Source organism: Cellulomonas hominis, assembly GCF_901521055.1.
Lineage (GTDB): Bacteria > Actinomycetota > Actinomycetes > Actinomycetales > Cellulomonadaceae > Cellulomonas > Cellulomonas endometrii.
Genome location: NZ_CABEGA010000049.1, coordinates 1 through 21,768, shown reverse-complemented (window position 1 = coordinate 21,768; position 21,768 = coordinate 1). Strand labels below are relative to the sequence as shown.

Genomic DNA, 21,768 nt, shown 5'->3' with positions numbered 1-21,768 from the left:
TCGCCGAGCCCGAGGCCGAGGCCGACCCCGAGCCCGAGGCCGAGGCCGACGCCCAGCCCGAGCCCGCGGACGACGCGCCCGCCGGGGTACCGGACGACGCGCCCGACGCCGAGCCCGACGACGGGCCCGACGACCCCGGCCCGACCCTGGAGGAGGCTGCGGCGCTCGCGGTCGACGAGACCCCGGACGCCGTCCCCGCCGACGAGCCCACCCCGGCCGAGGAGGTCGCACGATGACGATGGTCGACACCCTGTTCGGGCTCATCCCGGCGGCGTCCACCGGCCAGCAGTGGGTCGCCCGCGACCTGCAGCTCGTGAACTGGGGCGGCTACGACGGCCACCACCGGGTGCGGCTGGCCCCGACGGCGACGCTGCTGTCCGGCGGCTCCGGCTCGGGCAAGTCCACGCTGATGGACGCGTACATCGCCCTGCTGATGCCGCACACCACGCCGTTCAACGGCGCGTCGAACGGCGGGGTCGTCGGGCGCCCGCGCGGCAAGGACCAGCGGAACATCCTGTCCTACGCCCGCGGCAAGCTCGACGAGTCCCGCACCGAGGACGGCACCCGGCAGCGCGTGCTGCGCGGCGACGGCCGGGACACCTGGTCCGCGATCGCGATGACGTGGGTCGACCAGGCGGGCCGCGAGCTCACCGGCGTGCGGGCCTGGTACGTGCCGTCGGCCGCCCGCACGCTGGAGGACGTCGTCGCGCTGCGGGCGACTGTCGACGGGCCGTTCGACCTGCGCACGCTGGAGTCCGCCACCGCCGACCGGTTCGGCCGCGGCAGCGTGGTCGCGGCGGGGCTGACGCCCTTCGACACCGACCGGGAGTTCACGGCGCGGCTGCACTCGACGCTGGGGATCGGCGCGACCGGCGACGGCACCAAGGCCGTCGCGCTGCTGGGCCGCATCCAGGCGGGCCAGCAGATCACGACGGTCGACGCCCTGTACAAGGCGATGGTGCTGGAGGAGCCGAGCACGTTCGCCACGGCCGACGCCGTGGTGGAGCAGTTCGACAAGCTGTCCGGCACCCGCGAGCAGATGATCACCGCGCGGCAGCAGGTCAAGGCCCTGGAGCCCATCCGCGCGCACCGCGCCGCCCTGGAGGAGGCCGCCGAGCGGCTGCGCGTCATCGACCGGGTCGGCACCTTCGATGACACCGCGTCGACCGCGGCGCTCTGGCGGCACGAGCGCCGCCTGGGCCTGCTGCGGGCGGTCGAGGACGAGCTCCGGCGCGACCACCAGCAGGCGGAGCGTCGCGCCGCGGAGACCACGGGCCGGATCGCGGCGGCCCGGTCCGAGCTGGAGGGCGTGCGCGAGACGCTCTGGTCCTCGGGCGGCGACCGGCTGGCGACGGCGCAGCGCGAGCTCGTCGGCGCCGCGGACCGGCTCGAGCGCGTGACCCGCGCGCGGGCGCGCCTCGACGAGGTGCTGCGCTCGGCGCTCGGTACGACCGTCACGACCGAGGCGGACCTCGACGCGCTGGCGGCCCGCGGACGGGCGGTGCGGTCGGACGGCGACGCCAAGTCCTCCGCCCGCGCGGAGTTCGGCGGGGCGATGTCCGAGAAGAAGGCCGCCGGGGTCGACCTCGCGGTGCTGCGCTCGGACCGCGAGGCGGTCGCGCGCCGGCAGGACAACATCCCGGGCGACCTGCACCGGGCGCGCGCCGAGCTCGCCGCGGCGGCCGGGCTGACGCCGGAGGAGCTGCCGTTCGTCGCCGAGCTGGTGGAGGTCCGCACCGAGCACGAGCCCTGGCGGGAGGCGTTCAACCTCGCGCTGGGCGGCTTCGCGACGCTGCTGCTGATCGACGCGGCGCACCTGCAGGCGTTCCGGAAGGCCATCGACGCGGTGCCGACCGCGCGGCGCATCCGGTTCGAGGGCGTGCCGACGCACCTGGCGTCCGACGTCGCGCTCGACCCCCGCACGCTGCCCGGGCGGCTCGACTTCCGGTCCGGCCCGTTCACCGGCTGGCTGCGCAGCGAGCTCGCGAGCCGGTTCGCGTTCGTGTGCGTGGACACCCCCGGGGAGCTGTCGCAGCACGCGAAGGCGCTCACCCGGTCGGGCCAGGTCTCCGAGGGCCGGCGCGGCGCGCACGGCGGTCAGGGCCGGGCGAACGTCCTCGGTTTCACCAACACCCGCCGCCTCGCCCACCTGGACGAGCAGATCGCCGGGGCGCAGGCCCGCCTCGACGCCGCCGAGCAGCAGGTGCGCGCGGCCGAGGAGCGGCTGGACCGGCACGACGTCGAGCTGCGCGCCTACGAGCAGCTGGACGCGGTGAGCTGGGACCAGGTCGACGTCGCGACGGTCGAGGCCGAGCGCACCCGCTGGGCGCAGGTGATCGAGGACGTCACGTCCGGCAACCCCGAGGTCACGCGGCTCCAGCAGCGGGTCGTCGAGCTGGAGGCGTCGATCCGGTCTCTCACCGAGGAGGTCGGGCGCACCAAGGGCTCCGCGGAGGACCTGGGCGACCGGTGGTCCGGCGTCACGGACGAGGTCGACGTCGCGCAGCTCGCCCTCGACGCGGCGCAGGACGCCGGCGTCGTCGTCGGCGACGACCAGCGCGCCTACCTCGACGCCCTGCTCGGCGGCACCGGCGACGGGTCCGCCCCGGCGGGTCAGCGGCCGTCGCCGGTCGCGGCGCTCGCCGCGTTCGACGGGACGGTCGCGCGGGCGAACGAGATCCTGCGCACCGACCGGCAGGCCGCCCAGCAGACGGTCGTCGCGGCGCGCGAGGCGCTGCGGCGGACGTTCGAGACGTTCGTCGAGCGCTGGCCCGACCCGAACCTCGGCACCGACCCGGACGCGTCCTACGGGGACTTCGAGCGGGTGCTGACGGCGCTGGAGACCAGCGGCCTGCACGAGCTCGAGGGGGAGTGGCGCAAGAGCCTGCTGCGCCTGTCGGGCAACGACCTCACGGACCTGCACCACGGCCTGAGCCGGTCGGTCCGGGAGATCAAGGAGCGCATCCGCCCGGTCAACGACATCCTCGCGGACCTGCCGTTCGCCGACGACGACCACCGGCTCCGGATCGAGGCCCGCGACACCCAGTCGACCGTCGTCGCGAAGTTCCGCACCGAGCTGAAGGACCTCCGGGAGCTGCTCGCGACCGAGGCGACGGACGCGGAGCGCGAGCGGCGCTACCACCGGATGGCGAAGGTCATCGACCGGATCCGCCGGTCGGCGCCGGAGTTCGCGGACCTCGTGGACGTGCGGCGGCACGTGCGGCTCAGCGCCGAGAAGGTGGACCTCGAGGGCAACCACGTCGCGCTGTACGACCACATCGGGGAGAAGTCCGGCGGCGAGTCGCAGGAGCTCGTGGCGTTCATCGTCGGCGCGGCCCTGCGGTACCAGCTCGGCGACGCCGGGGCCGCGCGCCCGCGGTACGCGCCGGTGTTCCTGGACGAGGCGCTGATCAAGGCCGACGCCCGGTTCACGGGCCGCGCGATCGGTGCGTGGCGCGGGCTCGGGTTCCAGCTGGTCATCGGCGCGCCCAACGACAAGTTCAGCGCGCTCGAGCCGCACGTCGACCTCAAGTACGTGGTGCTGAAGGACACGGCGGGCCGGTCGCGCACCAAGGCCGTCGCGGGGGTCGCAGAGGCGGCGCCGCAGGACTGAGGCGTACGCGCCCCCGCCCGGATGCGCTCGAGTGGAGCGTTCCGCCCGACACGCCGGGTGCGTGTCCGGCTGGACGCTCCACTTCGCGCGCTGGTGCGCCAGACTCACGTCCCGTGATCCCCGAGGTGCTGCTCGTGGCCGGCCGCTCCGGCGCCGGCAAGTCGTCCGTCGCGTTCGAGGTGTCCGCGCAGTGGGCGCGCGAGGGCCTCGCGCACTGCCTCGTCGACGGCGACAACCTGTGCGCGGCGTACCCGAAGCCGGCCTCCGACCCGCACGGCAGCGCGCTCACCGAGGCGAACCTGCGCGCCGTGTGGGCGACCTACGCCGCCGCGGGCTACCGGCGGCTGGTCTACGTCAACACCGTCAGCGTGCTGGAGCGCGAGCTCGTCACCCGCGCGCTCGGCGGCCGGGCCGACGTGCGGGGGGTGCTGCTCACCGCGTCCGCCGCACCGTCCGGGACCGGCTCGGACCCCGGGAGATCGGCTCGGCGCTGCGCGAGCACCTGGACCGGAGCGCCGCGGCGGCCGAGCTGCTGGAGCGTGCAGCCGGGCCGTGGGTGACGCGGGTGCCCACGGACGGCCGCACCGTGGCCGAGGTCGCGCGGGACGTGGCCGGGGCGTCGGGGTGGGCCGCCGGCCGCTGACGGGCTGCGGGCCGAGCCGCTGGCCGGCCTAGCCGACCGTCGGCGCGGCGTCGTCCGCCGGGGCCTCCGCCTCGTCCGCGTGCGCGACGTGCCGCAGCTGCCCCCAGATCAGCACGACGAACACCGCGGACCCGGCGAACGCGAACCAGAACGGGGCGGTCACGTCCCAGCGCTCCGCCAGCAGCCCGCCGATGCCCGAGCCGATGACGAGGCCGCCGAACACGCCCACCATGTTGACGCTGCCCACCCGGCCCTGGAGCGCGCCCGGCACGGCCCGCTGCCGGACGGTCACCGACGTGGTGCCCCAGATGAACGCGTGCGCCCCGAACACGAAGAAGATGGCGAGCGCGACCCACGCCTGCCGGGTCAGGGCCAGGCCGAGGTGGGTCAGCGTCTCGACCACCAGCCCGATCCGCATGAGATTGCCGAGCGACACCCGCCGGGTGATCCAGCCGTACGCCGCCGTGCCGGCCAGCCCGCCGACCGCGCTGACGGTGGTGAGCAGGCCGTAGCCGATCTCGCCCATGCCGAGCCGCCCGGTCGCGTACAGCACGAGCACCGACCACGCGGCCCCGAACGTGATGTTGAAGGTGAAGATCGTCAGGACGAGAGTGCGGACGGCCGCGTGGTGCCGCACCCAGCGGAAGCCCTCGACGATGTCCCGGCCGACGTGGCTGCGCACGGCCGGGTCGCGCGGGTGCGAGGGCAGCACGATGCGCGCGACCAGCAGCGCCGCGCCGCCGACGACGACCGCCTGCGCGGCGAACGGCCAGACGGCGCCGACGGCGAACAGGGCGGCGCCCAGCGGCGGGCCGGCCAGCTGGTTCACCGTGATGAACCCGGTCTGGAGCCGGGCGTTGGCCACGGCGAGGTCGTCCCGCGCGACGAGCATCGGCAGGAAGGTCTGCGCCGAGCTGTCCGCGAACACCTCCGCGGTGCCGAGCGCGAACAGTGCGGCGAGCACGACGGCGATCGACTCCTGACCGGTCGCGATCGTCGTGGCGAGGGCGGCGAGCACGACGGCGCGCACCACGTCGACGACCAGGACGATGCGGCGGCGGTCCCACCGGTCGGCGAGCGCACCCGCGAGCAGCCCGAACAGCAGCGGCGGGAGCCACTGCAGGGTCGCGGCCAGCGCCACGAGGCGGGCGTCGTCGGTGAGGGAGGCGACGAGGAGCGGGCCGGCGGCGAGCGCCAGCCCGTCGCCGAGGTTGCTCACCCACGACGACGCGAGCAGCCACCGGAACGGCGTCCCCAGGCGCTGCGGCACCACGGTCTCGGCGAGGCGGCTCACAAGGGCGTGAGCCTAGTCCGCGGCGGCAGGCGCCCGGCAGCTCATTCCGCGAGGGCGTCGAGGACCGTCTTCGCGACGCGGGCGTCCGACAGGTACCCCGAGATGCCGTGCTGGTTGCTGGTGGGGTTGTCGACCTTCCCGTAGTCCTCGATCCGGTCGACGGCGAAGTGCGGCGGGGTCAGCGGGTGCAGGGCGACGAGGTCCTCCGGGTCGTACGCGTTGAACCACTCGCGCACCGGGTCCGGCCAGGACAGCGGCTGCAGGGTCCGGGCGACGGCGGACACCGCGAGCGGCGAGCCGAGCGTGACGAGGAGCGGCACCTTCCAGCTGCGGGCCTCCGCCTCGCGACGCAGCAGGTTGTACGCCACGACCGTCCCCAGCGAGTGCGACACCACGACGCACTCGCCGCCGCCGTCGAGCGCCTGCCGGACCCCGTTCTCGATGGTGTCCCGGACCCGCACGTTGTTCAGGTACTGGTAGACGTCCCGGGTCGCGAGGGCCAGCGACCACGCGCTGACGTTCGGCAGCCTGTCCAGGGCGGTGAGGGTGGCCCGCACCCACTTCCAGTTCAGCGGGCCGCGCTCGACGGCGTCGTCGCCCGCCTCCGCGAGCACCTGCGCGTCCGTGACGCCCGCGTGCGCGGCGATCTCCAGCAGCGCCTCGCGGACGAAGAGGTCCTCCGCGTCCGGCCCGTCCTGCGAGCCCCGCACGATGACCTCCGCCGCGTGCCGCGGGTCGTCGCCGCTGACCAGGTCGAACAGCGTCTGCCCGTAGTACGGGAGCCGCACCCGGTCGTCGGGCAGGTCGGCGCGCCGGCCCGCCTGGTGGGCGCCCACGTCCAGGGCGTCCAGCCACTCCTTCTTCACGGCGGCGGGGTCCTTGTGCTCCTGCGCACGGCCGTGGACCAGGACGAGCGTTCTCATGGCGACTCCTCGGGCGGGGTGCCGAGCACCGCGGCGGCGACCCGCCCGGCGTCGGCGGCGGCGAACAGGGTCCAGTGCGAGGGCAGCCGCGGCGGGAACGCCCGCGCCCGCTCCTGCACGGGTTCCGGGGCGGCGAGCAGCAGGGACCAGCCGCGGGCCAGGAGCGGGACGGGCGTGAGCAGCGACGCCCAGCGGGGGTCGTCGGGGTCGGCCACGCCCCCGGGCTGGGCGAGCAGGGCGACGTCGAACAGCCGGGCGCCGTCGGTGCCCGGCTCGGCGAGGGCCGCGGCGGCGTCGCGCCGGCCCCGGTCGTGCAGCGACCACGCGCGGTACACGACAGCGAGGGGGTCGTCGTCGGGCGCGTCGTCATCGTCGTCGTCGTCGTCGTCCAGGCTGAGCCCGAACCGCGACCAGGCGGCGGAGCGCGCCCGGCGGGCGAGCCCCACGGCCGCGCGGCCGCCGGCCGACCCGGCGGGGTCCCGGGGCATCGCGCAGTCGACGAGGGCGCCGTCCTCCACCAGCGCGACCGTCACCCGCCCCGGCAGTACCGGCAGGACGGCGCAGCAGCCCGAGTCGAGCACGACCAGCGCGGCGGTGTCGGTGAGCCGCTCGACGCGGACCGCCCGGGCGCCGCGGACGGTCACCGGCGGCCCGGGGGCGACGGCGAGCTCCAGCTCCAGCTCGGGGCCGGACGGGGTGGCGCTCCCGGCGACGGCGAGGCTCTCCGCGAGCCGGTCGGCCGCGGCCGCAGCAGCCTGCAGGGCGGGTCCCGCGGGCGCGGCGGGCGCCGGCGTCGGGGCGGCACCCACGGGCGCCGGGGCGCCGCCGGCCGGCGTGGGCGCGGCGTCCGCCCCGCCGGGCGCTCTCGCCTCGGACGCCGCCTCCGCCTCGGACGCCGCCTCCGCCGCGGGCGGCCACGGCTCCAGCCGCGACAGCCACGCCACGTCGGGGTCGGACGAGAGCCGCGCGTCCGGTGTCTGCACGAGGTCCAGCGGGGCCTGCACGGCGGCGAGGTGCGCGGCGACCAGCCCGGGCAGCGCGCGCTTGAGGGGCCACGGCCGCACCAGCCCGGGTCGGGGCTCCGGCCTGCCGTCGTCGGGCGTCACGACGTCGGGCAGCTCCCCGCGCAGCGCCCGGACGAGCACGGTGGTGAACAGCGCCCGGTAGGCGGCGCCGGCGACCGCCGCGTCCTTCACCTCGTACGCGGGGTCGCCGAGCGCGCAGGCGTAGAAGACGTCCACCGCGGCGGCGGGCCCGTGCGGCGGCAGGTTCGGCACCACCGACACGCCCTGGATGCCGAGCTCCTGCACGGTGCTGGCGGCGGTGCGGCACGCGTCGGACACCAGCACGACGTGCCGTACCGGCAGCCGCTCGGCCTGCCATGCCGTCAGCGAGACGTTCACCGCCTGGCTGCCGTCCTCGGGGGCGCCGGGCAGCAGCCAGAACTCGCTGTTGCCGTTGTTGACGCCGTGCCCGCTGAAGTAGACGACGAGCTGGTCGACGTCCCCGCGCTGGACGAGCGAGCGGACGCCGGCGAGCACGTCGCCACCGCGCACGGGTGCGCCGTCGGTGTCGGCGAACGTCAGCACGAGGTCGTCCGGGACGCCCTGCCCGCGGGCCCAGTCCCGCACGGCGGCGACCGCCTCGGGCACGGCGGGCAGCTCGGGGAACCGGCCGCCGGTGCGGGCGACCCCGACCAGGACGACGGCGCGCGCCACCGTGCTCACCCGTCCCCGGGGGTGCGGGGGCGGGCGCCGGTCGGTCCGTGGTCGGCCATCGGGACTCCGTCGTCCAGCGGTTGCTCCGAGTGCAGCACCGGGCCCGGGTGCCGTCAAGGGCCGCCGACGGTGCCCGGCCCCCGGGCCTGGTGCCCGGTGGCGTGCCGCTGCTAGCGTCGGACGTGTCCAGCGTCACACCCGTCGGACGGGACCCTCGAGCAACGGCGCTCGCCCCGTCCGACCACGCGGCCCGGCCCCCGCCGGGCCGCCCCGGTCCGCCCGTGCGACGCGAGGGGGCAGCGGGATGGTCACCGTCGCCGCACCGGGGTCGACCTCGGCGCTGGCCGAGCAGCTGCGCGAGCGCGAGCAGCGGCAGCAGGAGCTCGCCGCCGGCCGGGCGCGGGACCGGGTGGCCGAGCGCGCGCCCGCGATGGGCGGGCTCGACGGCGACGACATCGCCGCGGTCAACGACCCCCTGCGGGTCGCGCGCCGGCTGAACCGGGTCAGCCGGTTCCTCACGGGGCGCGACCCCGACTCGGTGCCGTCGGACGCGCCGCCGGCCGCGCTGGTCGCGGACGCCGCGGCCCGGCTCTCCCTGCCGCAGGCGCCCGAGGTGCTGCTGGAGCGCGTCATCAACCAGCCCGACTTCCTGGCCGTCCGGTACCTGGAGGGCGGGCACGTCGCGCAGCGCACCGTGGGCCGGGTCGTCATCCGGGGTCCTGACGGCCGGGTCGCGGGGTACGGCACCGGGTTCCTCGTGTCGGCGCACCTGCTCCTGACGAACCACCACGTGCTGCCGTCCGCCGAGGTCGCCGCGGCGAGCGTCGTGGAGCTCGACTTCCAGCGGTCGCTCGGCGGCAGCCTGCTGCCCGTCGTCGAGCTGCCCCTGGCCCCCGACCGGTTCTTCGTCGCCGACGAGACCCTGGACTTCGCGCTCGTGGAGGTCGCGGGCGCCCCGGAGTCGACGGCCCCGTTCGGCTGGTGCCGGCTGACCGACGCGCAGGGCACGGTGGTCGTGGGGGAGTCCGTGACGATCGTGCAGCACCCCCGCGGGCGCGAGAAGGAGGTCGTCCTGCGGGAGAACAAGCTCGTCGACATCCCCGAGCAGGTCCTGCACTACCTGACCGACACGGAGCCCGGGTCGTCCGGGTCGCCGGTGTTCAACGACCAGTGGGAGGTCATCGCGCTGCACCACGCGAGCGTCCCCAGCGGGACGGCGGGGGAGTCGCCGGGGTACCTCAACGAGGGCATCCGGATCAGCCGCATCCTGCGCCACCTGCGGGAGGCGGGCCTCGACGGCGAGCGCCGGGCGCGGGTGGAGGCGCTGGGCACCGCCCCGTCGCCGCACGGCGGGCGCCCGACCACCGGGACGGAGACGGCGCCGCAGCCGACCGCGGAGCCGGCCGCGGCATCCCCGACCGCGCCCGCGCCCGCGCCGGCGCCCGTCACGGTCGAGATCCCCCTGCGGCTCACGGTCTCCCTCGCCCTCGGCGACGCCGCGCCCACGGCGCCGCCGGTGGTACGCGTGGACCCCCCGGCGCAGGACGGCGTCGTGCCGCCGGGACCGGCCGTCGAGGCCCTGGCGATCGACCCGGACTACTCGACCCGCGGCGGGTACGACCCGGCGTTCCTGGGTGTGCCGCTACCGCTGCCCAGGGCGGGGTCGAACGCCGCCGTGGCCTCCGCCGAGCTGCGGTACCACCACTTCAGCGTCGTCATGCACCGCGTGCGCCGCCTGGCGCTGCTCACCGCGGTGAACATCGACGGCGGCGCCACCGACGCGCAGCCCCGCAGCGACGACCGCTGGATCCTCGACCCGCGCCTGCCGCGCTCCGAGCAGACCGGTGCCGACGTGTACGCGGACAACCACCTGGACCGCGGGCACCTGGTCCGGCGCCTGGACCCGGCGTGGGGGCCGCTGGCCCGGGCGGCGAACGACGACACGTTCCACTACACGAACTCCGCGCCGCAGCACCACGCGTTCAACGCGGGCTCGACGCTGTGGCTGGGCCTGGAGGAGTACGTCCTCGGCACCGCGCGGCGCGACCGGCTGCGGGTGAGCGTGGTGAGCGGTCCGGTGCTGGCCCCGGACGACCCGCCGTACCGCGGGACGCTGCTGCCCCGGCAGTTCTTCAAGGTGGTCGCGGTGGTGGACGACCGGGACCGGCTCGTGGTCACCGGGTACGTGCTGGGGCAGGACTCGTTCCTGCCGAGCGTGCTCACCGAGGCGGCGTTCGGCGCGTACCGGACGTTCCAGGTGCGCGTGGCGACGATCGCGGCGCTGACCGGCCTGGACCTCGGCGCGTACGCGGCGGCGGACCCGCTCGGCTCGCAGGAGGCGACCGTCGCGGCGCACGCGCTGCGCTCCTACGCGGACATCGTGCTGGGCGCCTGACCCGCCGCGCCGGCCAGCGGTGGCGGCCCCCCTGGCCCCGGCCTAGCGTCCGAGAGGCGGGTCCGGCACGCAGGCCCGCACCCACGGACACCCACGCACGGAGGCACACCCATGACCGAGGAGATCGCGCCGCGCCCGCTGGCCGTCGTGACCGGGGCGTCGAGCGGCATCGGGCTGGAGCTCGCGCGCCGGTTCACCCAGGAGGGCTTCGACCTGGTCGTGGTCGCCGAGGAGCCGCAGATCACCGTCGCCGCGGACGCCCTGGCCGCGTCGGGGGCGGCCGTGCGCGCGGTGCGGGCCGACCTGTCGACCGCCGAGGGCGTCGCCGAGCTGGTCGAGGCGGTGGCGGCGACGGGCCGACCGGTGGACGCGCTCGCGCTGAACGCCGGCACGGGCCAGGGCGGCCGGTTCGTCGAGACGCCGCTGGAGGGGGACCTGCGCGTCATCGCGCTCAACGTCGCGGGCAACGTCCGGATGGCGAAGGCGCTGCTGCCGGCCATGGTCGAGCGCGGCGCCGGCCGGGTGCTGTTCACGTCGTCGACCGCGTCCCTGATGCCGGGCCCGTACTACGCCACCTACGCCGCGTCGAAGTCGTTCGTGCAGTCGTTCGCCGAGGCCCTCCGGCACGAGCTCGACGGCACCGGGGTGACGGTGACGACGCTGCTGCCCGGACCCACGGACACCCGGTTCTTCGAGCGCGCCGGCATGGAGGACACGCCGGTCGGGAAGGGCCCGAAGGACGACCCGGCCGACGTCGCCGACCAGGGGTTCGAGGCGATGATGAAGGGCGACGACAAGGTCGAGGTCCGGTCGATGAAGGCCCGGCTGCAGTCCGCGGCGGCCGCGGTGCTCCCGGACAAGGCGAAGGCCGCGATGCACGCGGGCTTCACGAAGCCGACCAACGACGAGGGCTGAGGTCGCTCAGGCGGTGCCGCGGACCCGGGCGACGACGAGCTCGGGGACCGCGGGCCCGCCGGTGTGCGGCTGCTCCGGGAAGTCGAACACACCGAGCATGAGCTGCATGGGGTAGTCGGGTGCCTGCGCGAGTGTGCGGGTGACCGCCCCGTCCACCTCGAACGTCACCGAGCCGGGCCGCCAGTCGACCGCGTAGGTGTGCCACGCGGACACGTCGACCCGCGTGCGCGGCGCGGCGAAGTCCTCGTGCAGCGCCGGGTCCCGGAACGGGTGCACGCCCGAGCCGAGCGCGGCCGTCGCGGCGCCGTCCTCGTCGGTGCCGAGCTGGTCCCCGAACACCTCCACCAGGCAGATCTCCCCGCTGCGCTCGGGGACGTCCTCGACCCCGACCAGCCACGCGGAGAACATCGACCCCGGGCCGACGACCGCCCGGCAGGTGACCTCGACGCGCCCGTGCCAGGGCGTGTAGGCCCAGCGGGCGGGCTGCTCCTCGCGCACCACGAGCCCCTCCCGGAACGGCTGCTGCCCCTGCGTGCTGCCGACCGGGCCGGACCAGCTGCCGCTCTGCACCGCCGAGACCCGCAGCGGCGGCGTGTGGGTGCCGGGGCACCACACCGGGTGGTCCGGCGGGATCGCGAGCGTCAGCCCGCCCGGGCCGGTGCGCGCGTGGGCGGCGGCCGCGGCGCGCGAGCTCCACGCCGGCAGGTAGGCGGCCGTCCAGCCGCGGTCCTCGACGGGGGAGGCGAACCGCTCGTCGACCTGGGTGGGCCCGGGCGGGCCGGGGTGCCGGCCGGTGTGCGGCCCGGGCTGCGGACCGGGCTGCGGGGCAGGGTGCGGGGCGGGGGTCACGGCGCCTCTCCCGGGGTCGTCGGACGGGTGCCCCCGATGCTAGAGGCGGGTGCCCTGCTCCGGTGGCAGCGCCTGCGGGCCCGGCCTAGCGTCGGTGGTCGGGCGGCCACCGCCGCCCGCGCGAGCCGACCCGGGAGGACGCCCATGACCGCCGACGACGTGAGCCGTCAGGACCTGCCCGTGCCCGACTACGACCACCTGCCGATCGGGTCGCTGGGGCACCGGATCCGGAGCCTGGAGGCCGAGGAGATCGACGTGCTGCGCCGCTACGAGGAGGCGCACGCCAACCGCGTGGCCGTCATCCAGATCCTCGACCACCGGCTGCTCGACCTCGCCGAGGGGCAGCGCCCGTCCGGCGGCGACGCGACCGCGCCCGCCGCGGAGACCGCCCCGGCACCGTCCGCGGGCGGCACCGTGTCGCCGCAGACGCAGGGCCCGCCGGTGAACCCGCCGTCCCACGGGACCCCGACCAACCCCGCCCAGCCGCGCTGAGCACCGAGCCCGAGCACCCCGACGACCGGAGGACCGACGTGACCGAGACCGAGACCGCGGACGAGCGGTACGAGCGCACCCGCGCCTCGCAGGAGCAGCCCGACCGCCCCGCGCCGGCGCGCGTCGCGCTGTTCGTCTTCTGCATGCTGCTGCTGCTCGCCGGCTTCTGGCTGATGGGCGTGGGCGTCGACGACGCGTCGATCACGTTCTTCCTGCTGGGCGTGGCGTCCAGCGGGATGGCGTTCTTCCTCGCCCTGCACCGGCCGGAGCGCTGAGGCGCAGGTGACGGACCGGCACACGGCCCCGCACGGCTCGCCCGAGGTCGCCGGGCTGGACGACGCGGTGCGCCGCGTCCTCGGCGACGGCCACCGGCTCCGGGAGGCGCAGCGCGACGCGCTCGACGGGCTCCGCGACCGCGACACGCTGCTCGTCGCGCGCTCGGGCGCCGGCAAGACCGCGGTCTACGCGATCGCGACTCTTCTCAGCGGGCGTCTGACCGTCGTCGTCTCGCCGCTCCTGGCGCTGCAGCGCGACCAGGTGGCGGGCCTGCGGGAGGCCGGTCTGCACGCGGAGGCGGTGAGCTCCGCCCGCGGCGCGCGGGCGCAGCGCGAGGCCCTCGAGCGGGCGGCGCGCGGGGACCTGGACGTGCTGGTGCTCGGCCCCGAGCAGCTGGTGCGCCGCCCGGTGGTGGAGGCGCTCGACGCCGCGGACGTCGGCCTGGTGGTCGTGGACGAGGCGCACTGCGTGAGCGAGTGGGGGCACGACTTCCGGCCCGACTACGTCCACGTGGCCGGGACCGTGCAGCGCCTCGGGCAGCCGCGGGTCCTGGCGCTGACCGCGACGGCGTCGCCGCAGGTGCGGCAGGAGGTCGTCGAGCGGCTCGGCATGGTCGAGCCCCGCGTGCTGGTGCACGACGCGGACCGGCCGAACATCTGGCTGGGCGCGCACCACGCCTCGACGCCGCGCGAGCGGGACGACCGCGTCGTGGGCATCGTCGCCGAGCTCGAGGGCGCGGGCCTCGTCTACGCGCGGACGCGCACCCACGTGGAGGAGCTGACGGCGTCCCTCGTGGCGGCCGGCCGGCCCGCGCTCGGCTACCACGCGGGGCTGCCCGCCCGGGAGCGGGCCCGGGTGGAGCGGGCGTTCCTCGACGGCGAGCAGGACCTCGTGGTGGCGACCAGCGCGTTCGGCATGGGGGTGGACCGGGCCGACGTCCGGTTCGTCGTGCACGCCGGGCCGCCGACGTCGCTCGACGCGTACTACCAGGAGGTCGGGCGCGCCGGCCGCGACGGGGAGCCGGCGCGCGCCGTGCTCGTGTCCCGCCCCGACGACTTCGGCCTCAACCAGTACCTGCGCTCCGGCGGGGTGCCGCGGCAGGCGACGCTCGGCGCGGTGCTCGACGGCGTGGCCGGGGCCGGGTCGGCGGGGGCGGGATCCGGTGACGGCGACGCGGACGGCGCCGACCTGCAGGGGCTCGTCGCGGCGACCGGGCTCGCGGCCCGCACGGTGTCCCGGGCGCTCGGCGTGCTGCTCGACGTGGGCGCCGTGCGCCGCGAGGACGGGCGGCTCGTCCCGACCGGCGTCACGGCGCGGCAGGCCGCGCGGGAGGCCGCCGCACGCCAGGAGGAGCGGCAGGCGGTGGAGCGGTCCCGCGTCGAGGTGGTGCGCACCTACGCCGACACCACCGACTGCCGGCGCCGGCTGCTGCTGGAGCTGCTGGGGGAGAAGCACCCGCGACCCTGCGGGGCCTGCGACAGCTGTGACGCCGGCACCTCGGTGGAGGTCCAGGACGCGCCCCTGCGCCCCGGCCAGGCCGTCGAGCACGCGGAGTGGGGGCCGGGCCAGGTCTCGGTGGTGGAGGAGGACCGGGTGACGGTGTTCTTCGCCGAGCGCGGCTACGTCACGCTGGACACCGCGGTGGCGTGGGAGTCGGGCCTGCTGCGCGAGGCGTCGGCGTGAGGGTCAGGGGACGACCGTGACGGGCCACCGGGCGTTGCGCACCAGCCGCACGGCGAGCGACCCCGCGATCCGGTGGCCGATGCTCGCCGACGACCCCACCACCACGCAGTCCGCCCGCACCTCCCGCGCGACGGCGGACAGCACCTGGTAGGGGTCGCCGGTCCGGACCTGCAGCTCGGAGCGGATGCCCTCGGCCTCCGCGAGGGTCTGGGACTGCCGCAGCATCCGCTCGACCTCGTCCTGCAGCCGGAGCGCGGCGGCGCTGCTGCTGCCGGTGGTGTCCATCAGCTGCGCGATGCCGCCGCCCGGCTCGCGCGCGTAGACGACGACCAGGCGGCTGCCCTGCCGACGGCACACGCCGACCGCGTAGGCCGCGGCGCGCAGCGAGGTCTCGGAGCCGTCGACGCCCACGACCACGGCGGTCCCCCCGTCGTGCCCGGTCTCGAACCCGTCCGGCACCGGTCCACCGTCCCTCTCGCGCTGTGCCCGGCCGGCGGGGCTCGCACGGCCGGCAGGTGCCCCGACGCTATCGCCGCCGGCCCCGGGGGCGGGCGTGGTTCCCGGCTGGCGGGACGCGGTGGTCCGCGGTGCGGCATGGTGTCACCGGGACGCGACGGGCGGGACGGACGCGACGGACGCGACGGCCGAGGTCGACGGGAGGAGGGCCGGTGGCGGACGTGACCGAGGTGGCGGCCGGGCTCTACGGCGTCGCGCCGGCGGAGTTCACCGCGGCTCGCACCGCCGCCGTGCGGGCCGCGCGGGCCTCCGGTGACAAGGCGGTGGCGACGGCCGTCGGTGCGCTGCGCAAGCCGAGCGCGGCCGCCGCGGCCGTGAACCTGCTGGTGCGGGAGCGTCCGGAGGACGTCGGGCGCCTGCTCGACCTCGGCGTGCGGCTGCGGGAGGCCCAGGCGGCACTCTCGGGCACCGACCTGCGCGCCCTGCACGCGGAGCAGCAGCGGATGATGACCGAGGTCGTGCAGGTCGCGGTCGACCTGCTGGCGGATGCCGGCGGCACCGTGGGTGCGGCGGCCCGCGGCCAGGTGGAGGCGACGCTGCGGGCGGCCATGGGCGACCCGGACGCGGCCGCGGCGGTCGCCACGGGGCTGCTCGTGCGGGACCTGTTCTCCTCCGGGTTCGAGCCGGTCGACGTCGACGGTGCCGTGGCCGTCCCGGATGCGCCGCCGCTCGCGGGCGCGCCGGCCCGCCGGACGCCGATGCGCGCGGTCCCGGCCGAGCGGGAGCGGCCGGACGCCGCGCCGGACGACCAGGCGGGCCGGCCGGGACGCCGCCGGGGCCGGCTCATCACGGTGGACGAGCCGGACCGGCCCGTGCAGGAGGTGCCGCCCGCGCGGGCCCGGGGCCGGGTGCGGACCGCCGAGTCGGGCACCGGGGACCAGGAGGCCGCGCCGGCCTCACCGCGGGAGCGCAGCGCGAAGGGCCGGGCCGGGACCGGGACGGCCGGAGACCGGCGCGCGCGCGAGGCGGAGGACCGGCGCGCCCGCGAGGCCGAGCAGCGGCGCGCCCGCGAGGCCGCGCAGGCCGCCGAGCGCGAGCGCCGCCGCGAGGCCGCCCGCCGCAGCGCCGAGGAGGACGTCGCGCTCGCGCGGCAGGACGCGCAGGAGCAGCGCGAGGCCCGGGACGCGGCCGACCGGCGCCTGAAGGACGCGGAGGCGCGGCAGGCGGAGCTCGCCGACCTGGTGGAGCGCACCCAGCAGGAGATCGCGCGCCTGCGGGACGAGCTCGCCGTCGCGGAGCAGGAGGCGCGGGAGACCGGCCTGGAGGTCCGGCACGCCCGCTCGGCGCGGACGGCGGCCGCCCGCGCCGCGGAGCGGGCCGAGTCGCGGCTCCGCGCGGCCGAGACGCACCTCGACGCGCTGTGACGCAGGTCACCTTCTCGCGTTGACACCCCTCAGGGGGCTTCCTACTCTGGCAGGACGGCACGCCCCGCGACGTGGGGCGCCCGTGGCGGTACCGGGTCGGGACGCGGGCCTGGTCGTGGCGTCGCGGGGCTGGTACCCCGGCGGCCGCGCCCGCGCGGGACCAGCGACCCGCAGCCTCGTGGAGGAGCGGCCGTGATGGGTCTGCCGCCGTCCCGGCGTCGCCGCCACCGGCGACGCGGCCGGGCCCGGCTGGGACCCGTCGCGGCAGCGGCCCGCCGCACGGTGCGTGGCGCGGGCCTGGTCGGGCTGGCCGCGGTGCTCGCCGCGGGGATCGCGTGGACGCCGCCCGACCAGCGCACCGCGGCCGTCGCCCCGTCCGCCGCCGCCGACCCGGCGGACGCGGAGAGCCGGCGCCTGGAGCTGCGGGCGCGCGCGCAGGCCGAGCAGCTGACGGCCGAGCAGCTCGCGGTGGCGCGGGCCGCCCTGGGCGCGGCGTCCGGCGTGGAGGCGCTGCGCATCGCCCCGGAGCCCGTGCCGGCCCTGGTCGAGCTCGACGACGCCGTGACGCGCCTGCACACCGCGAACGACGCGCTCGCCCCCGGGACCGGTGCGCTCGGGGACCGCGTCGCGGGGCTGCGCGAGCTCGAGCGCGCGTCGGCCGCCGTGTTCCGCCTGACCCTGGAGGTCGAGCGCACCGCCCCGCAGCCGACCACCGCGTCCTCGGTGCTCGACGAGGCGGGGCTCGCCCGGCTGGAGCGCGTGACGTCCGAGGCGGTCGCCGCCGTCGCGGAGCTGCCCGGGGGCGGCGGGCTCGTCGACGGCGACGCGCTGCTGGCCCCGGTCCGCTCCGGGCGCTCCGACCAGGTCACGTCCGGGCCGCTGCGCGCCGACGGCACGGTCGACCCGGCGGTGCTGTGCCCGGTGCCGTTCGCCGCCGGCGCGCTGCTCCGGTGCGACGCCGTGGACGCGCTCGTCGCGCTCAACGAGGAGTTCCGCGCCGACCACGGGACCGACCTGCCGGTGGGGAGCACGTACCGGTCGTTCCCCGAGCAGGTCGCGCTCAAGGGTGCCAAGGGGTTCCTCGCCGCGTCCCCGGGCACGTCGCACCACGGCTGGGGCGTCGCCGTCGACTTCAGCGGCTTCGGGGCGGTCGGGCAGTTCGACACCCCGCTGTACCTCTGGATGGTCGAGCACGGTCCCGCGTACGGCTGGATCCACCCCGCGGGCATGGGGCCGGGCGGTCCCGGGCCGCACGAGCCGTGGCACTGGGAGTTCGCCGGGACGGCGCTGGGCGCGCAACGGTCCCCGGCACCCTGACCGGCGCGGACCGTGCGGACCCGCCCGGCGACCTTTACGCCCGCGTGCCGCCGGTGGTGTGATGGACCCCTGACCGGCCCCCGCGGACGTCATCGCCGACCCCGCCCGCGCCGGCGTCCGCAGCCCGGGTCCCTCGCCGAGACGAGCCACCCGGACCGCCCCCGCCCGTCGCCGCGCCGCGGCACGGGACAGCAACCCGGTGAACCGCACCGCCCAGGGGGAGTCCCATGAACGCCACGCAGACCGATGCCGCCGCGCCCGCCGTCGCCGGGCGGGTGATCGAGAACGTCAGCCACGGCGAGGTCCTGGAGCGCCAGGCCCACGCGTCCGAGTTCGACTACCTGTTCCCGGACCTCGTGGGTGACGCGGACAGCCACCTGCCGGCGGTCGACGCGCCCCAGGTGATCGCGTTGCTGCGGCGGCTCGGCGGCGCGATGGCCGAGCCCGTCGCGAGCGCGGCGCCGCCGTCCTCGATCCCCGCGGTCTACACGTACTGGGGGCAGTTCATCGACCACGACCTCACGCTCGAGGACTCCTCGGACGTGAGCATGCAGCAGCCCGCCGTCGCGGAGCCGGGGCTCCAGCCGGTGGACCCGGACACCGTGCGCGCGAAGCTCGGCAACGCCCGCCAGCCGTACCTCAACCTCGACTCGCTGTACGGCGACGGCCCCAAGGGGGCGAAGTCCGCCGCGTTCTACGACGGGGCGTTCCTGCGCCTCGGCACCCTCACGTCGCCCGCGCCGGGCCAGCCGGTGCCGTGCGCGGAGGACCCGGACGAGCGCGACCTGCCCGGCCGCCGGCGGGTCACGAACCGTGCGACCGGACGCGACGAGTTCCCCGCCCGGATCGGCGACTCCCGCAACGACGAGAACCTCGTCGTCGCGCAGCTGCACCTCGCGTACCTGCGCTTCCACAACGCCGTCGCGCACGCGATCCAGCTGGCGGAGCCCACGCTGTCGAAGCGCGACCTGCTGGCGCGGGCCCAGCGCTTCACCCGGCACACCCACCAGTGGCTGATCGTCCACGACTACCTGCGGACGGTCACCGTCCCGGGCACGGTCGACTGGGTGCTGTCCGCGCACCCCGGCCTGTACCTGTCGCGGTTCCCGGCGGGCCGTCCCGAGGCGATGCCGCTGGAGTTCTCGGTGGCGGCCTTCCGGTTCGGGCACTCGCAGATCCGGAACTCCTACGACTACAACCGGAACTTCGGCGACCCGGGGTTCGTCGCGCCGCGGGCGAGCCTGGAGCAGCTCTTCCAGTTCACCGGCCGCGGCGGGTTCATCGGCGGGGCGACCGGGCTCCCGATGAACTGGGCGATCGAGTGGGACCGGTTCGTCGACAAGGCCGACCCGGACGCCCGGCACTTCGCCCGCGCGATCGACACGCAGCTCGCCGACGACCTGTCGGTGATGCGCAACGAGCCGCGGGACCTCGCGGGCATCCAGGAGCACCTGGCCAAGCGGAACCTGCTGCGCGGCTACCTGCTGAGCCTGCCGACGGGGGAGGCCGTCGCCCGCGCGCTCGCGATCCGGCCCCTCTCGCGCGCCGAGCTGCTGCGGAACACCCCCGCGGGCGTGCGCAGCGCGCTCACGAGCCCGCAGCTCTCGGGCCGGACGCCGCTCTGGTACTACGTCCTCAAGGAGGCGGAGGTGCTCACGGGTGGCAGCTCGCTCGGTCCGGTCGGCAGCCGGCTGGTCGCCGAGACGCTCATCGGGCTGATCGCCCACGACCAGGACTCGTTCCTGTCGAGCGTGCCGGCGTGGGGCGCGGCGGCGGTCCCGACGCTCGGCACCGGGCCGGGCGCCCGCACCATCGCCAGCCTGCCGGACATGCTGGAGGTCGCGGGCGTGATGCCGCCGAGCTGACGACCGCCCGCACGACGCAGGACCGCCGGCCCCGGGACGACTCCCCGGACCGGCGGTCCTGCGTGCTGCGTGGTGCCGTGCGGGGTCAGCGGGGCGGGCGCCGCTTGCTGTTCGACTCCCGGATCGCGCGTCCCCGCTTCACGTCCTCCTCGGCCTTGGCGCGCTTCTTGTCGCTCGCGCGCGTGTCCCGCGGGGGCAGCTGGATGGTCCGCTCGGCCTCGATGCCGCCCTGGAGCTGCCGGCCGCGCTCGATCTCCGCGTCGAGCTCCGCGCCGAACAGGAGCGCGAGGTTGGACAGCCACAGCCACAGCAGCAGGATGATCACGCCGGCCAGCGAGCCGTAGGTGCTGCCGTAGCTGCCGAAGTTCGCGACGTAGAACCCGAACCCGACGGACGCGATGATCCACACCAGGACGGCGACGAGCGCCCCGACGCTCATCCAGCGGAACTTCGGCTGCCGGACGTTCGGCGTGAAGTAGTACAGGATCGCGACGGCGAGCACGACGAGCAGCAGCACGACCGGCCACTTCGCGATGTTCCAGACGGTCACCGCGACGTCGCTCAGCCCGATGGCGGACCCGATGGACTCCGCGATCCCGCCGGACACCACCGCGGCGACCACGATCAGCACGGCGAAGATCACCAGCACGAGCGTGACGACGAGCAGCACCGGCCGGAGCTTCCAGATCGGCCGGCCCTCGTCGATCTCGTACACGCGGTTCATGCCGCGGCTGAACGCGGCCACGTAGCCGGACGCCGACCACAGGGCCAGCGCCAGCGACAGGAAGAACGCGAGCCCGGCACCCGGCGAGTTCGAGATGTTGTTCAGGATCGGCTCGATCGTGGACGCCGCGCCCTCGGGGCCGGTGTCCTCGACGGTCTGCACCAGGTCCTCGACGAGCTGCTGCCCGTTGCCGACAAGGCCCAGCACCGACACCACGGCCAGCAGGGCCGGCGCGAGCGCGAGGACGGCGTAGTAGGTCAGCGCGGCGGCGAGGTCCGTGCACTGGTCGTGGTTGAACTCGCGGATGGTCGTGCGCAGCACGTACTTCCACGACCGCTTGGTGAGGTCGTCGGGCGAGTCGGGCTTGCGCGGGTCGTCCGGGTCCGGAGCGGTCGCCGCCTTCTGCGTGCTGTCGTCGGGCGAGTGCGCCACGTGTCCTCCTGCGCGTGCGGCCGCTGCCGGGGCGGCGGCGACGTCCGGGCGGGGGCGCGTCCTGCCCCCGGTCCTGTCCCGCCCAGCGTCGCCCGCCGGGGGCGAGCCCGCCACACGAACGGGGGGCGTCAGCCCTCGACGCGGAGCCCGTCCAGCGCGTTCAGCCGGTACCCGACGCCGCGCACCGTCGCGATCAGCCCGTCGAGGCCCGACTTCGCCCGGACCCGCCGCACGTGGACGTCGATGGTGCGCGTGGCGGCGGACAGGTCCTGCGAGCGCCACGCGGCGGCGAACAGCTCGTCGCGGGTGACGACGCGGCCCGCGGACCGCGCGAGGTAGGCCACCAGGTCGAACTCCTGGCGGGTGAGGTCGACGGGCGCGCCGTCGACGACCAGCCGGCGCCCGGGCAGGTCGACGACCACGCTGCGGGTCAGGGGCAGCGACGCGAGCAGAGCCTCGAAGCCGCGGTCCACGGGCGTCGGCAGCACCGGCGGCGCGGCCGGGTGCGCGGACCGCAGCGGGCGGGCGGGGGCCGTGCGCCGCACCGCGGGGTGGCGCGCGGCGGGGTCGAGCGTTCGCGCGGCGAGGTCGTCAGTCGTGCACGAGGTCGTCAGGTCCACCGGACGACCTCGTGCCGATATGACGACCTCACACCCTGGGGCCGACCTCGGAATGGCGGTCGAGGCGGCGGAAATGCGTTCTGGGGAGCAGAAAGGCCGGTCACCTGATGGTGACCGGCCTCTCGATGT

At 76.6% G+C, this 21,768-nt stretch carries 17 protein-coding genes; 10 read left to right on the top strand and 7 right to left on the bottom strand.

What is annotated here, in order from left to right; genetic code table 11:
* Nucleotides 1-232: 232 nt before the first annotated feature.
* Nucleotides 233-3,613 (top strand): ATP-binding protein, encoded by a 3,381-nt coding sequence (locus KJP73_RS13225; protein ID WP_213283333.1) that lies wholly within the window; start codon nt 233-235, stop codon nt 3,611-3,613.
* A 113-nt stretch (nt 3,614-3,726) separates the two neighbouring features.
* Nucleotides 3,727-4,173, top strand: coding sequence for an adenylyl-sulfate kinase (locus KJP73_RS13220; protein ID WP_249669372.1), 447 nt, complete (start codon nt 3,727-3,729; stop codon nt 4,171-4,173).
* 111 nt (nt 4,174-4,284) lie between these two features.
* Here KJP73_RS13220 and KJP73_RS13215 read toward each other — a convergent pair whose 3' ends face one another.
* Genes KJP73_RS13215 through KJP73_RS13205 form a run of 3 tightly spaced genes read right to left on the bottom strand, consistent with a single transcriptional unit; the run spans nt 4,285 to nt 8,191 of the window.
* On the bottom strand, nt 4,285-5,550 hold the full coding sequence (locus tag KJP73_RS13215) for an MFS transporter (protein ID WP_213283332.1): 1,266 nt from the start codon (nt 5,548-5,550) through the stop codon (nt 4,285-4,287).
* A 41-nt stretch (nt 5,551-5,591) separates the two neighbouring features.
* Entirely contained in the window at nt 5,592-6,473 is an 882-nt protein-coding gene (locus tag KJP73_RS13210) for a hypothetical protein (RefSeq protein ID WP_213283331.1), read from the bottom strand.
* Entirely contained in the window at nt 6,470-8,191 is a 1,722-nt protein-coding gene (locus KJP73_RS13205) for a caspase family protein (protein WP_213283330.1), read from the bottom strand. Before KJP73_RS13205 ends, KJP73_RS13210 begins: the two co-directional genes overlap by 4 nt.
* Nucleotides 8,192-8,495: 304 nt before the next feature.
* Here KJP73_RS13205 and KJP73_RS13200 point away from each other — a divergent pair, with 304 nt between their 5' ends.
* The gene (locus KJP73_RS13200; protein ID WP_213283329.1) at nt 8,496-10,586 is read left to right on the top strand and encodes a DNA/RNA non-specific endonuclease; all 2,091 of its coding nucleotides are present in this window, start codon (nt 8,496-8,498) and stop codon (nt 10,584-10,586) included.
* Between the two features lie 111 nt (nt 10,587-10,697).
* Complete coding sequence (locus KJP73_RS13195; RefSeq protein WP_213283328.1) at nt 10,698-11,501, top strand: SDR family NAD(P)-dependent oxidoreductase; 804 nt, start codon at nt 10,698-10,700, stop codon at nt 11,499-11,501.
* A gap of 6 nt (nt 11,502-11,507) precedes the next feature.
* On the opposite strand, the gene KJP73_RS13190 is transcribed toward KJP73_RS13195, so the two are convergent.
* Nucleotides 11,508-12,350 carry a glycoside hydrolase family 16 protein gene (locus KJP73_RS13190; protein ID WP_213283327.1) on the bottom strand — a complete coding sequence of 281 codons (843 nt, stop codon included), beginning with the start codon at nt 12,348-12,350 and terminating at the stop codon, nt 11,508-11,510.
* 144 nt (nt 12,351-12,494) lie between these two features.
* Between KJP73_RS13190 and KJP73_RS13185 the strand changes: the two genes are divergently transcribed.
* Genes KJP73_RS13185 through KJP73_RS13175 form a run of 3 tightly spaced genes read left to right on the top strand, consistent with a single transcriptional unit; the run spans nt 12,495 to nt 14,801 of the window.
* Nucleotides 12,495-12,842, top strand: coding sequence for a hypothetical protein (locus tag KJP73_RS13185; RefSeq protein WP_213283326.1), 348 nt, complete (start codon nt 12,495-12,497; stop codon nt 12,840-12,842).
* A 38-nt stretch (nt 12,843-12,880) separates the two neighbouring features.
* The gene (locus KJP73_RS13180; protein ID WP_213283325.1) at nt 12,881-13,117 is read left to right on the top strand and encodes a hypothetical protein; all 237 of its coding nucleotides are present in this window, start codon (nt 12,881-12,883) and stop codon (nt 13,115-13,117) included.
* Between the two features lie 7 nt (nt 13,118-13,124).
* Nucleotides 13,125-14,801, top strand: coding sequence for a RecQ family ATP-dependent DNA helicase (locus KJP73_RS13175; protein WP_213283324.1), 1,677 nt, complete (start codon nt 13,125-13,127; stop codon nt 14,799-14,801).
* Nucleotides 14,802-14,804: 3 nt separating this feature from the next.
* Here KJP73_RS13175 and KJP73_RS13170 read toward each other — a convergent pair whose 3' ends face one another.
* Nucleotides 14,805-15,260 (bottom strand): universal stress protein, encoded by a 456-nt coding sequence (locus KJP73_RS13170; protein ID WP_213283323.1) that lies wholly within the window; start codon nt 15,258-15,260, stop codon nt 14,805-14,807.
* A 209-nt stretch (nt 15,261-15,469) separates the two neighbouring features.
* Between KJP73_RS13170 and KJP73_RS13165 the strand changes: the two genes are divergently transcribed.
* The 3 genes from KJP73_RS13165 to KJP73_RS13155 all read left to right on the top strand — a co-directional run bounded on the left by KJP73_RS13165 (nt 15,470) and on the right by KJP73_RS13155 (nt 19,863).
* Nucleotides 15,470-16,681: a hypothetical protein gene (locus tag KJP73_RS13165; RefSeq protein WP_213283322.1), complete on the top strand. Its 1,212-nt coding sequence runs from the start codon at nt 15,470-15,472 to the stop codon at nt 16,679-16,681.
* Nucleotides 16,682-16,876: 195 nt separating this feature from the next.
* Nucleotides 16,877-17,998, top strand: a complete 1,122-nt coding sequence (locus KJP73_RS13160; RefSeq protein WP_213283321.1) for a M15 family metallopeptidase — start codon at nt 16,877-16,879, stop codon at nt 17,996-17,998.
* Between the two features lie 227 nt (nt 17,999-18,225).
* Nucleotides 18,226-19,863: a peroxidase family protein gene (locus KJP73_RS13155; protein ID WP_213283320.1), complete on the top strand. Its 1,638-nt coding sequence runs from the start codon at nt 18,226-18,228 to the stop codon at nt 19,861-19,863.
* A gap of 85 nt (nt 19,864-19,948) precedes the next feature.
* Here KJP73_RS13155 and KJP73_RS13150 read toward each other — a convergent pair whose 3' ends face one another.
* Entirely contained in the window at nt 19,949-21,019 is a 1,071-nt protein-coding gene (locus KJP73_RS13150) for a YihY/virulence factor BrkB family protein (RefSeq protein ID WP_213283319.1), read from the bottom strand.
* Nucleotides 21,020-21,147: 128 nt separating this feature from the next.
* A complete protein-coding gene (locus KJP73_RS19550) occupies nt 21,148-21,639 on the bottom strand; it encodes a winged helix-turn-helix domain-containing protein (protein WP_213283318.1) in 492 nt (163 codons plus the stop codon).
* Nucleotides 21,640-21,768 lie beyond the last annotated feature (129 nt).